The 12,832-nt window shown below is 48.7% G+C and carries 9 protein-coding genes; 3 read left to right on the plus strand and 6 right to left on the minus strand.

Annotation, left to right across the window (positions count from 1 at the left end):
• Nucleotides 1–182 precede the first annotated feature (182 nt).
• Entirely contained in the window at nt 183–710 is a 528-nt protein-coding gene (locus B5F77_RS10325) for a DUF6125 family protein (RefSeq protein WP_087330470.1), read from the plus strand.
• Here B5F77_RS10325 and B5F77_RS10330 read toward each other — a convergent pair.
• A complete protein-coding gene (locus tag B5F77_RS10330; RefSeq protein WP_087330472.1) occupies nt 696–2,018 on the minus strand; it encodes an MATE family efflux transporter in 1,323 nt (440 codons plus the stop codon). The genes B5F77_RS10325 and B5F77_RS10330 overlap by 15 nt on opposite strands.
• A 79-nt stretch (nt 2,019–2,097) precedes the next feature.
• Nucleotides 2,098–4,482, minus strand: coding sequence for a BamA/TamA family outer membrane protein (locus B5F77_RS10335; RefSeq protein ID WP_087330474.1), 2,385 nt, complete (start codon nt 4,480–4,482; stop codon nt 2,098–2,100).
• 393 nt (nt 4,483–4,875) lie between these two features.
• Here B5F77_RS10335 and B5F77_RS10340 point away from each other — a divergent pair, with 393 nt between their 5' ends.
• Nucleotides 4,876–5,280: an HU family DNA-binding protein gene (locus B5F77_RS10340; protein ID WP_087330476.1), complete on the plus strand. Its 405-nt coding sequence runs from the start codon at nt 4,876–4,878 to the stop codon at nt 5,278–5,280.
• A gap of 62 nt (nt 5,281–5,342) precedes the next feature.
• On the opposite strand, the gene B5F77_RS10345 is transcribed toward B5F77_RS10340, so the two are convergent.
• From B5F77_RS10345 to B5F77_RS10360, 4 genes are read right to left on the minus strand one after another with little or no spacing between them, the layout of a single operon-like run.
• A complete protein-coding gene (locus tag B5F77_RS10345) occupies nt 5,343–6,881 on the minus strand; it encodes a bifunctional GNAT family N-acetyltransferase/carbon-nitrogen hydrolase family protein (protein ID WP_087330504.1) in 1,539 nt (512 codons plus the stop codon).
• Between the two features lie 15 nt (nt 6,882–6,896).
• On the minus strand, nt 6,897–8,432 hold the full coding sequence (locus tag B5F77_RS10350; protein ID WP_087330478.1) for an MBOAT family O-acyltransferase: 1,536 nt from the start codon (nt 8,430–8,432) through the stop codon (nt 6,897–6,899).
• A gap of 27 nt (nt 8,433–8,459) precedes the next feature.
• Nucleotides 8,460–9,788: a GDSL-type esterase/lipase family protein gene (locus B5F77_RS10355; RefSeq protein WP_087330479.1), complete on the minus strand. Its 1,329-nt coding sequence runs from the start codon at nt 9,786–9,788 to the stop codon at nt 8,460–8,462.
• Nucleotides 9,766–11,217, minus strand: a complete 1,452-nt coding sequence (locus B5F77_RS10360) for a hypothetical protein (protein WP_087330506.1) — start codon at nt 11,215–11,217, stop codon at nt 9,766–9,768. Before B5F77_RS10360 ends, B5F77_RS10355 begins: the two co-directional genes overlap by 23 nt.
• Before the next feature lie 278 nt (nt 11,218–11,495).
• Here B5F77_RS10360 and B5F77_RS10365 point away from each other — a divergent pair, with 278 nt between their 5' ends.
• The gene (locus tag B5F77_RS10365; protein ID WP_087330481.1) at nt 11,496–12,797 is read left to right on the plus strand and encodes a folylpolyglutamate synthase/dihydrofolate synthase family protein; all 1,302 of its coding nucleotides are present in this window, start codon (nt 11,496–11,498) and stop codon (nt 12,795–12,797) included.
• Nucleotides 12,798–12,832: the final 35 nt, after the last annotated feature.

The following is a 12,832-nucleotide window of genomic DNA, read 5'->3' on the forward strand; positions in this document are numbered from 1 at the left end:
CCCAACTTGGGATTCCTCCGCGCAGCCTGCAGCGAGCTTTCCCAACTTGGGATTCCTTTGCGCAGCCTGCAGTGAGCTTTCCCAACTTGGGATTCCTCTGCGCAGTCTGCAGCGAGCTTTCCCAGTTTGCGGATTTTTCCCTACTTTTGCCCCCACAAAATAAAAAGAAAGGTTTTTGAAACATGGCAAAGAATGAAGCATTGCAGTCGCTTCCCAAAGAGCGGCTGATTGAATTGATTGAAGATTACGCGAAAAATTGGTTGGCAATGGATGGCGTCTGGTTCCAATCCATTGAGCGCACACGGGGCATGGACGAAGCCATGTATCACGATGCGGAGGCTTGGCGTCGTTTTACGGTCATCGAGGCGAAACGCATCAAGGCGTTCCTGGGATTGGACGAGAAGCCGGGATTGGAAGGATTGGCCGCCGCGCTCCAACTCCGCTTTTATGCGAACCTGAACGAGGCGGATTTGCTTTGGAACGCAGACCGGACGGAACTGACCTACCGCACGCGGGAATGCCGAGTGCAACGGGCTCGTGAACGGAAAGGAATGCTCTTTCATCCCTGCAAGCCGGTCGGTGAAATCGAATATGCAGGATTTGCCCGTACCATCGATGCACGCATCGCCACGGCCTGCGTCAGTTGCTTTCCCGACGTAACCGACCCAACGTGCTGCTGCGCATGGCGTTTCTGGTTAGATACGCTTTAATTTCCACGTACCGCGTTTCAGGTAAAAATAGGTAAGGAGAATCATCACATCGTATACCAGCTCGGAAGTCCAACAAATGGCCACGTCAGCCTCGTGGAACCAGACTAACCAAAGGACGTAAGCCGTATAAACCGAGATGCTGACTATTTCGAAACGAAGAGCGACTTGGGTATTTCCCGTCCCGGATACGCTCATGAAGAAGATGAATCCGGGCACGGCCAGCAGGTACGAAGAAAGCATCACCCAAAGCGAAGGTACCGACGCCGCAATCAGCTCGGCATTGTCCGTATAAATGCGAAGTACGATTTCGGGGAAAAGAGCTATCAAGGCAGCCAAAGGTAACACGATAGTATAGCTAAGCCGAATCATCCTTCGACAAAGCGGCAAGACACGGTCGCTCTCGCCCATTCCAATCAGGTTGCTCACCAACGAACTGCTGGTCGACGCAAAGGCATGAACGAATATAAATAGAAAAGCAGAGATGCTACGTACCACGTTCGTAATCGCCAACGGCCGCTCGCCATGATGCTCCATGGCAATGAAAAAGATAAACCAACTGCAGAACGACAATCCGTTTTGAATCATAATCCAAATAGACACACTCAAGATGGGTTTCAACGTATGCCATTCGAACCGCCTGTCGCTGAAAAGCCGGTACTTGCGGTAATCGACCCGCTTCAAGGTATAAATGATGAAGAAAAGAAGCGATACCAATTCAGAAATCGAAGAGGCGATAGCAGCTCCCTTAATACCCAGTTCCGGGAAACCGCACTTACCAAATATCAGGAAGTAATTTAATACGACATTGGTCCCTACCATCACAAGGGAATTGGCGGTGAGTATCTTCGTGTGGGTCGTCCCGACATAAAAAGCACGAAACATGGTTGAGATGAATGAGAAGAAGAATCCATATACGCGCCAGTCGATATAATCAATTGTCGCCTGAAAAACGGCATCCGACTCTATCAATCCTCGCAACAACTGAGGCGCATAAAGATGGGAGAGCGAAAAGAGAACACCTGCCAAAAGGAAAAGAAAAATACAGCCCTGCATGAAAATGGTACCAATACGGTCATACGTACCCTCTCCGTTTCGCCGTGCTATCATCACCTGGGCACCGACACTAAAGCCGAATCCCAGCATGTAAAGTACTAGATAAAACACACCCGCCAACGCAGAAGCACCCAGCTCCACCTCTCCTACTCGCCCCAGATAAGCCGTATCGGTAAGCGAAATCGCATGCTCCATCAAGAGACTCACCAACACCGGGAACGTAATCTTCCAAATATGCTTATTGCTAAACTCCATAACCATTCTCATTCATTTTCGGCCGCGAAGTTACAATATATATAATAGGTACGCAAGGGACGAATAGGATTTTCCTATATTAGAACGGGTAGCCTACCGCAAAATGCCAAGCAAAGTTTCCATTACGGGCATTGAAGTTAGGATTCTTAATAGCCCATCGGTCACTACCTCTCATTTGCGGATCGTAAGCCTTCATTCCTGTATCAAAACGAAGGAGGAAGAAATCGAAGTCCAAACGGAGACCTAATCCATAGGATACGGCTATCTCCTTATAAAAGCGGGAGAAATCGAAATTTGCTTGCGGATGGGAAGGGTCTTCATGGAATATCCAAATGTTCCCTGCATCTATATAAGCGGCTAACTCAAATTTCCAAAAGAGCTTAGTGCGGTATTCCAAGTTTAAATCCAGACGAATGTCGCCCACCTGGTCTGCAAAGGAGGTAGCGTGTTCTAATCCCATACTACCAGGCCCTAACGACCGCACAGCCCATCCACGTACACTGTTGGCTCCTCCCGAGAAATAGCTCCGCTCGAAAGGCAATTTAGACATATTTCCGTAGGGATATCCCACTCCAATGCCTATATGATAAGCTACCCGATTGCGGGCATCAATCACCATGCTCTTCGAGAAATCCACATCGACTTTGGTAAATTGGGCATACGGGAGACCAAAGAGTTCATAGTTCCCGTTGGCATTCTTTCCTGCCCCAGTCAGTTTGGAAATTCCATAGAGTAGGTTCCCGGCCATCTCCAGTGAGACACGCAACGAATGCGTATTGCGCAATTCGCGTTGTGACATATAATTATTAAAGGAATAGGTATAACCTGTCCCCAGCACAAACTGGTCTGTAAAATTGTACTGTCGAGTTGATTCAGGAAGGGATGCCGCAAAATCCACATCAATCTTAGGGAGATGTACATAATCTATATCTACCAACTTAAACGTATGGCGTGCTTGCGTATTGAACCGGTCTTGCCAAGTGTAGCTCCATCCTCCAGACAAGATAGCACGCTGGTATTCCGGACGAGTCTGCCAACTATATCCAATCTTGAACTCTGTCGTAGCCCGAAGGCGACGCGTAAAGGAATCTTTTAAGAAGGGAAAAACAAAGCGGGGAAAGGTGATACCTGTTTCCGCCCCAATTTCCCAATAATCCCCATCAATGCTGTTTTCTCCTGACCCTAAAGCTTCATAGGCACCCCTTACTTTGATAGAAAAGGCTTCTGAGCCTTTAAACAGGTTACGATGCTGGTAATTGACGCTCGATGCGATACCCAAGTCTCCATTCGAGTTGGTTCCTTCCAAATCTACCCCGAATCCTTGTAATTTAGTAGGGGCTGCCAGTAAGATGCAGTCCAACTTCATGGTGTCATTCTCTTCGAACTCGCGGAATCGCATGTTGATATTCTTCAATGCACGGAGCCTCGCGAATGAAGAATAGGTCTGCTCCACCGTCCGCTCGTTATACAAACGACCGGGCTGGAGGTATACGCTCTTGGCTAAAACCGAAGGACGGATAAAATGCCCCGTAGGTCCATATACTACATCTATATTGCCTGCGTGCATCGTATCTCTTAGTTGGAGTGCATTCTCCGCTTCAGACCGGAGCGGGTCATAGTCTGGCACGACCGTGATCTTGTTCAGGTAGTAAGGGCGATGCGGTTCTTCCGTAATACTCCCATCCGCATTCAGTTTCCGGTGTGGTTTGAGAAGCATCTCCACATCTACCACATTGGCCCGAAAGGAACTGTCGGCTACATATGTCAGGTTCTCTTTGTTAAAGGCATAGAATCCTCTTCGGCGCACCAAAGAGGTGATGCGTTCCCGTTCGCTATCCAGTACATCTCGGTCGAATAGGATACCAGAATCAATCAAAGAGACATAGTCGTCCGACAGGGAATGGAAAGCCGAGAACAGCCACGACCGCTTCCGGGGTTGGATATGCGCTATCCGGTCGATGCGTTCGTCATACAGGTTCATCCGGTAGTTCCGAATACGATAGGGTTCGTTCGCTTTGACGACATACGTCACCACGGCCTTCTTCTCTCGACTGGTATCTATCCGATGGTACACCTCCGCGTTGATATAGCCCTTATTCACCAAAAAGCGTTGTAGCTCGGCTTCCGATTCGGCTATCAACGTCGTATCCATGATGACGGGCGCTTCGCCCATCCGCCTCAGTTGTTTGTTTATCCATCGCTTCTCATTCTTACCGGACCAATTATATACATACAACTGCCACTTCATCAAGCCAAATACCTTGAAGTTAGGGCGCTGATGGAGGTACTCCCTGAGCTCCGAGGGCTTGAACACCTCCTCCCCTTCCGTCTCAATCTCGACCTGGTCTAATAGGTAATGATGGTCTGGCACATACTTGGTCGCCTGGCATCCTCCGAGCACGAGGAGAAGCCCCAACAGCCACAGGCCGTTCCATATCCTATGCAGTATCCGATTCGTATTCATGTGGCAAAGGTACAAAAAAACCCTATTCCCTCTCTTTGCCCCTGCCTTCTATTTTCTGTTCCTCCCATGATGCCTGTTTGCTGGGGGGTACTTATATCTCTTGTTGCCGATGTAAGTGGTCATGGGGCATATCTTCTCGTAGAGATGGTGGCTATTTACCGTAGGGTATTGTAATGGGTAACTGTAGGGTATGGTTAAGGGTATATTTGGATGTTGGTTATTAGTCACTGTGACTATTAGTCATTAGTCACTGTGACTATTGGTCGTTAGTCACTGTGACTATTTCTGATGGATATTCGTGGGTTATTATACTAAATGACGTGTACTTTGCGTTATAGATATAGGTAGATCGTTATTATTACTCACGTAGCATAAAAGGAAAGGGTCTTTTAGATGAAGTTTAGTATTCGTACAAGGATGATTACGATGGGTCATCGTAAGGGGAAACGGGTATACTACGCGTATCCCAAAGCACAGTCTAAGTTAACGTTGGAGATGGTTGTAGAACGTATTCAACGGGCTACCTCTTTGACCGAGGGTGACGTTCATAATGCACTCATCAGTCTGGGTAACGTAGTATATGAGGCATTGTCCGAGGGGCAGAGTGTTGACTTGGGTAGGTTGGGGTCGTTCAGGGTCATGGTGCCTCCTAACATGATGGATAAAGAGGAGGATGTGGTCGTCCCTAATGCCTTTAAGAAGCCAAAGATTATATATACCCCTAAGAAGGCCATGAAGATAGCTGCCAGCAAGGTATCGTTAACCATCGAGAAGAAGCAACGTAAGAAGCAGGGATAAAGCAAAGGCCGGCTCCGCGAAGGAGAGCCAGCCTCTATGCATATGACTATTGATGGGTATGCTCAGTTCTTCTTCTTGAGCCGTACCTCGTAGAGATCGTGACGTCGGTCGCGCAGGTTTCGTACACTACCATAGGTATGCAATTCGTTCAGCAGGTCCAGGTCTACATCGGATACAAGAATCATCTCTGTATTAGGCGTAGCCTCGGCCCTCATGCCATCGGTTGGGAAGGCAAAGTCGCAAGGTGTGAAGACCCCTGATTGGGCGTATTGTATATCCATATTGTGCACACGTGGCAGGTTACCCACACTGCCCGCGATGACCACGAAACACTCGTTCTCGATAGCTCGCGCATGGGCACATACCTTCACGCGTGAGTAAGCGTTCTGGGTATCCGTGAGGTAAGGCACGAAGAGAATTTGCATGCCTTGGTCGGCCATAATGCGGGAGAGTTCAGGGAACTCTACATCGTAGCATATCAATATACCAATCTTCGCACAATCGGTCGTAAATGTCTGTACACGCTTCCCACCCGTGAGTCCCCAGCTCTTGGCTTCGTCAGGTGTGATGTGTATCTTCTCGTAGGTTTCATAAGAACCATCTCTACGGCAAAGGAAGCCCACATTATAGAGTCCATCTTCCCGTATTTGAGGCATACTACCTGTAATGATATTGATGTTGTAACTAATAGCTAACTTGACGAACCGTTCGCGCATCTCGTCGGTATACTGTGCGAGCTCGCGTATGGCTTGTGATTCGCTTTTATCATTAAACTTGGCCATCAACGGTGCATTGAAGTACTCGGGGAAGAGGATGAAGTCACTCTTGTAATCAGAGACAGCATCCACGAAGAACTCGACCTGTTCAAAGACATCATTTAAGCTCTTATAGGGACGCATTTGCCACTGTACCAACCCCACCCTCACAGTACTCTTGGTTGCGATTACTTCAGGCTTAGGTTGATAGTATATATTATCCCATTGGAGAAGGGTCGCGAAGTGCTTTGACTCTTCATCATTAGGGAGGTAGTTGGTCATTACTTTACGAACGTGGAAGTCGTTCGAGAGTTGGAACGTCAAGACAGGGTCGTATATCTCCTTCTTACGTACTTTGTCGATGTACTCTTTAGGTCGCATAGAGTCTGCATACTTATGATAATTAGGGATACGACCTCCGAACATAATGGCCTTCAGGTTCAAGCTCTCGCAGAGTTCCTTGCGATACTCGTACATCCGTCGGGCCAACCGTAAGCCACGGTACTCTGGATGTACAAAGACCTCGATACCATACAATATATTACCCTTTGGGTTGTGGGTGTTAAAGGTTTCGTTACCCGTTACATCCGCATACGTATGGTCGTTCTTAACACGATCGTAATCGACAATGATAGAGAGGGCACACCCTACTATCTTATTATCTACTACTGTAACCACTTGTCCTTCGGGGAAGATATCCAAGAGCTTCTCAATCTGCTCCCGTGTCCAGAATACATCCGAACCATCCGAATAGACCCTCTTAAAGGATTGCGATAACTGCTTATAGTCCTCCATGCGTAGGGGACGTACAAGCACCTTGTTGATGTTTTGTGAATGCTGTTCCATATTCATAATGATATATCAAAATTGAAAATAAATGAAGGGCTGCACGCCTGCACTTCGGAACTGTACTACCACTAAGATAGCCAGCGCGAGGAGGGCTGCCTGCAAGACAATAGGCGCCTTCGTGACACCCCTTTGTAGGTAACACTCGACACGCTTAGGGACGAAGTGGAAGAGGTAACCCAAGACCATGAGCGTGAATACCCCTTGGTATCCTGAGATGAACTGTGAGAACACTTCAGGATGGAAGTTCGTGACTATTTGAGACAACATCTCGTGGGCCTTCTCCATGCTCTCGGCACGGAAGAATATCCACCCAAAGGCGACGATGTGGAACGTGAATAATACACCTATGACACGACGCCACGTTACCATCTCGGCTCCCACCTTCTTAAAGCTGGGGAAAGCCGCCATTACGGCCTTGTGTATGGCCAACGCAACCCCATGCAAGGCACCCCACAGTATGAAGCGTACTGACGCCCCATGCCATAGTCCACCAAGAAGCATCGTGAGGAATAGGTTCAGGTACGTACGACCTTTCCCTTTCCTATTACCTCCCAACGAGATATAGAGATAATCCTTTAGCCAGGAAGATAATGATATATGCCAACGACGCCAAAACTCGGTGATGGTAGCAGACTGATAAGGAGAGTCGAAGTTGATATTAAATCGGAAGCCCAAAAGAAGCGCTATGCCTATGGCCATATCCGAATAGCCCGAGAAGTCGCAATATATTTGTAGGGTATAACCATAGACCGCCAAGAGGTTCTCCACGCCAGTATAAAGGGTGGGCGCATCGAATACCCGGTCTACGAAGTTGAGACTGATGTAGTCTGATATGACACACTTCTTAAAGAGTCCGCAGATGATTAAAAATAACCCTTCCCCAAACTCCGCTTTGGTTACGACTGGATTCCTATATATCTGTGGGATGAAATCCCGTGCACGGACGATAGGGCCAGCCACGAGCTGGGGGAAGAAGGAGACATAAAAGACATAGTCTATCCAGCGATGAAGAGGCGCGATACGCCCCCTATATACATCGATGACGTAACTGATACTTTGGAAGGTAAAGAAAGATATACCAACCGGCAGGAAGATGTCATAATGAACCGGCTCGATACTCCGCCATGGCTCGTAACTGAAGAGCATGCCTACCTCCCGCATAAACCCTTGCACGAGGTCTATCAAGAAGTTCGTATACTTGAAATAAGAGAGCATACCGAGGTTGACACAAAGACTCAAGACGACCAACAGTTGCTTCCTCCTACGACTCTCCATCACTTCCATAATACGAGCGATAAGGAAGTCCGATGTGGCTGTAAAGACCAACAAACCAAACCACAACCCGCTACTCTTATAATAGAAGTAGAGCGAGAACATCGTAACGTAGATAATGCGTGCTAACGTATGTTTCCTTAAAGCTATATAACACACGGAGAAGAAACAGAATAGGAAGAAGAACAATCCACTGCTAAAGAGCATGGGTTCCAAAGGATTATAGGTCAATATCTCCCCTATCTTGGAAAAGGATAAATCATCAAATAAGGACATGACTAATGAATCATTAAGCGTAACGAATTAAAAACTTTTATATTTGTAATAAGCCTTCATGAAGGCACGGTAAAGAAGGGTACCTTGGTCCTCGTACCCACGCCGTGAGAAATGGATGCGATCCCTCGCGAGGAGGTGTTGTTCAAACCATTTACGAGAGGAGTTCTTCCCTCCTGTAGCGGTGAAGAGGTCCCAACAGGCGAGACCCTCCTCGCGGGCTACTTGCCGGAGAACGGAAGCTACTCGCGAGGTATTGTCGTTCCGCACGAAGACCCGCTTCTTGTTGACATACGTGCGTCGGTAACATTCCGGCGGAGTGGTGAGGATTATCTCCACGCATGGCATCTCCCGACGAACCATTATGAGGAAGCGCTTCACCTGATCGTGGAACTCTACCTCGGAGAATCTACGACCGAAACTCTCATTCGTACCGAGGGAGATAATCAGTAGCTGAGGACGCAGCAGGGCGAGCCTTGGCAGATAATCTTCATCGGTATAGTTGACATACATCGCACCATTTACACCGATGGAATGGTAGAGTATACCGGGATTCCCATTCGTAAGGCTAAAGCCAAAGTAAGTATTGTTGAAGGTAGAGGCCGGTAGAAGGGTATTCGTGCCTTGCTTCCGCCGCGTACTATGGAGGAGAAGCGTATCTGTTAAACGAGAAAGGCAAAAGGTATCCGCTCGGACATCTCCAGGTAATAATGTATCGCAAAGGAAGGCCTTCGCGAGAGGCTTGCTTTCGTCTGTAGGGAGCATAGGCATGGCATTTCCTTTTCGATAAAAGATAGCCTTATTGAAGGAATAACCTGCCCCATTCTTGGGAGCGATGCGTACCTGTAAATTAATCGAAGGGGAAAGGCTTCGTATGCCGATGCCGCCCATCCCTATGTTAGTACGCTTGCGGTGTTGGGTGATGCGTCCGGCAGTCCATTCGCGAATAGAGGAACGGATGAAGTAATCTGCCGGTTCGTTGGTATGATTGAGCTTCAGGGGAGATATCCAACCCCGACCTGCATTCCCAAACGTGGACTGCAGAAGCCGCATCGTGCGACCACTGTAATACCCCGCCTGGATATGCGAGTCGCCCAGATGAACAATCGTGAGGACGGTGTCTTTACCTTCGCGGAGGGAATCCAAGAGGGCGAAGGTATGACGGAGCGCATGATCCGTAGATGCAGGTATATATAACGTGTCGCGCCCCTCGACGAGCATCCCTGGCAAAGGAAGCGGTAGGGTATCGCTTTCGAGCGTTAAGAGGGATTGGGCGTCGAGGCTCGTAACGGTTCCTATACATACATATATATATATAAGGAAACGTATAAAGGGATTACTTTTTCGTCTCATGAGCATCTGCCTCCTCGTAAAACTTCATCTCTTCTAATAGAGCCTCTGTGAGGATACGCGCCAACTCGCGACCACCTCCGAAACCCAAATGTGTATAGTCTTTGCTGGCCCAATTTTTCTCCACATAACTGACCATCGAGTTTTTACCGCCCATCGCGCCGAAAGTATTCCAGAAAACTACGCCAGCACGTCGTGCCGCCTGCCGTTGGGCATGGAGAAGCGCCAATACAGAGGGCATGGTATAAAAAGCGCCATTCTCTTGACGGCTTCTATCAGATACCCCCATAAGCAAAATATCGGCCGAAGGGAAACACTTCCTCACATGTTGGACGACACCTTCCATCCTCTTGGCATACCAGCCATACTGCATAACACTATCGTTCGCTACATTGAGGCCATATTGCAGAACTATCAAATCATACGGACGAAGAGCGTTCAACGTCCGACACGAAGCTGAATCCAGTCGCTCAAGCACCGCTCCCGAGTTGCCACGCATCGAATAGTTATCAACCGTAATACCTTCGTCGGCTTCCATCACCACGCCCAAAGCACGGAATCCCTTCGCTCGAACAAATCGGAAATCTGCCCGGTGAGTCGCTTGGCGATAAGTCCATTGAGAAATGCTATCCGTCGGCGGCAAAGAGACACGGAGCGAATCCTTTGTACTGTTCACCGAAACCAACATCTCCGTATGCGTATTCTTTTCATAAATGAAATGCAGACAAGGGACAGAGTCTAATTCCGGATACCGCTTTCCAGCTTCTACCGCGAAAGAGGCCTCGCTCGTATCGCCTTCGAAGGTCATACAAGAGAGCGTGTACGGATGCTCATGGTCTGTCAACATCGACCACGTCGTCCAACCTTTGGATTGGGTTTTGACTGTAGGTCGGTATTGAGCAGCAGCCGAAGCAATCGGCACGAAACCCACACCTCGACCGCCAAAACGGCGTTGCATCTCGGTGCGAAAGTCTGCCACGAGGATATCTCCCTCAATAAAGGAATCTCCCAAAAAGGCCACCCGCACGGGGCGCCCCAGTTCCATTCTATTACGAATCGCCGTAAAGAAGCGCGTCAACCCCACATGTCCGACGGAATAATCCTCCACGCGGTGCCCTGTCGAATCGCTCCCTTCCACCGCATACAACGCTTTATATAAAGAATCGCGCACCGCCAAGGCCAGCGAATCCATTCCTGCTTTCTCGGCAGCCGCCCGTTGTAACGCCACACTATCGACCGCCACTGTATCCTCTTCCAACCATGTCTCTTGCAACGTGTCGATAGCCGCAATCCCACTCGTCGTACGCAATTCCGAGAACATATCCACCCGTTTCAAAGGTATGCTCCCCACATGACCAGGCATGTAGAAAAACAGGCAACAAAACACGAATGTCAACAAGAGCAACAGGAGCAACCGCCCCAACTGATTCTTTTCCATTCTTTCCAATATCTTCTTCTTTTTCGAAAAACGCCGCAAAAATACGAAGAAAATAAAGAACAAGAAAATAAAAATGAAAGGGAGAAACAGGAATGCCCGTACAACAAAAGGCTGCAAGCCCTTCCGAAAGCTCCGAGACACTTGCAAGAGCCTTTTTAGACCGGAATAAGGGAAGAATCATACGATGTACGACCTTTCAAGTTGCATTTTTAGCTATTATGGAGGCAAATTAAGAATAAATTGCTTACTTTTGCCACTCAATCAAACAAAATAGAAACATGACTTACGAAGAAACTTTACAATACCTCTACGAAAGTACTCCCGTGTTCCAACACGAAGGAGCTGGGGCATACAAACCGGGGTTGGACACGAGCCACGCATTAGACAACCTGTTGGATAATCCGCACCGCGCTTACCGCACCATCCACGTAGGCGGTACGAACGGAAAAGGTTCGACAAGCCACCTCCTTGCCGCCATCTTGCAAAAGTCGGGCTATAAAGTGGGGCTTTACACTTCACCACACTTGGTGGATTTCCGTGAGCGCATCCGGGTAAATGGGGAAAAGATAGATCAGGAATATGTGGTGCAGTTTGTTGAAAAATACCACGAGCAGTTTGAATCGCTAAAACCCTCCTTTTTCGAATTGACTTCAACCATGGCGTTTGCCTATTTTCGAGACCAACAGGTAGATTTTGCCGTCGTCGAAGTAGGACTGGGCGGACGGCTGGATAGCACGAACATCATCACGCCTGTCTTGAGCGTTATCACAAACATCAGCCTCGACCATACGCAATTTTTAGGCGACACGCTGGAAGCGATTGCGGGCGAGAAGGCAGGCATCATCAAACCGGGTGTGCCAGTTGTGATAGGCGAAGCGGAGCAACCCAGCGTACGCGAAGTCTTCCTCCAGAAGGCTCGCGAAGTCGGTGCGCCGCTTTACATCGCGCCGGAAAGCATCCTCACCGTAGAGGGTTCGCTGGGGACGGACAACCAATGGCATTACACCACCGAAGAATTCGGGAACTTCATCGGCGAACTGGGTGGCATGGTACAATCGATGAATACCGTTACGGTACTGGCAGCTGTCAAGGCATTGCGCGAGACAGGCATCCACATCCCCACAGAAGCCATCCACGAAGCGTTTGCCCATGTGGTTGAACTGACCGGACTGATGGGACGCTGGCAAACCCTTTGCCAATATCCACGTGTAGTATGCGACACGGGCCATAATCCCGGTGGATGGGAATACCTATCGTGGCAACTCGAAGCCGAAAGTCGACGGTGCAATCGGCTCCGCATGATTATCGGCATCTCGAACGACAAAGACATTGACGGCGTATTGGACCTGATGCCGCAAGAAGCGACCTATTATTTCACCCAAGCCTCTGTCTCACGAGCCCTCCCAGCGCAAGAATTGCGCAAACGAGCCTCCAAACATGGGCTGATGGGAAAATATTACACTACCGTCGCGGCCGCTATCAAGACTGTCCTGCAAGAAGCCACGCCCGACGATTTCATCTTTATTGGCGGCAGTACCTTCGTGGTAGCCGACGCGATGCCTTTATTCGAGGAAGAATGAAAAGCCCTGCATTAGAACTACAGATAAGAATTTAC

It is taken from the genome of Parabacteroides sp. An277, assembly GCF_002159645.1.
Lineage (GTDB): Bacteria > Bacteroidota > Bacteroidia > Bacteroidales > Tannerellaceae > Parabacteroides.

Coding starts and splice junctions, on each gene's coding strand:
- B5F77_RS10325 (WP_087330470.1), top strand. CDS start 183: ATGGCAAAGAATGAAGCATTGCAGTCGCTTCCCAAAGAGCGGCTGATT.
- B5F77_RS10330 (WP_087330472.1), bottom strand. CDS start 2,018: ATGGAGTTTAGCAATAAGCATATTTGGAAGATTACGTTCCCGGTGTTG.
- B5F77_RS10335 (WP_087330474.1), bottom strand. CDS start 4,482: ATGAATACGAATCGGATACTGCATAGGATATGGAACGGCCTGTGGCTG.
- B5F77_RS10340 (WP_087330476.1), top strand. CDS start 4,876: ATGAAGTTTAGTATTCGTACAAGGATGATTACGATGGGTCATCGTAAG.
- B5F77_RS10345 (WP_087330504.1), bottom strand. CDS start 6,881: ATGGAACAGCATTCACAAAACATCAACAAGGTGCTTGTACGTCCCCTA.
- B5F77_RS10350 (WP_087330478.1), bottom strand. CDS start 8,432: ATGTCCTTATTTGATGATTTATCCTTTTCCAAGATAGGGGAGATATTG.
- B5F77_RS10355 (WP_087330479.1), bottom strand. CDS start 9,788: ATGCTCATGAGACGAAAAAGTAATCCCTTTATACGTTTCCTTATATAT.
- B5F77_RS10360 (WP_087330506.1), bottom strand. CDS start 11,217: ATGGAAAAGAATCAGTTGGGGCGGTTGCTCCTGTTGCTCTTGTTGACA.
- B5F77_RS10365 (WP_087330481.1), top strand. CDS start 11,496: ATGACTTACGAAGAAACTTTACAATACCTCTACGAAAGTACTCCCGTG.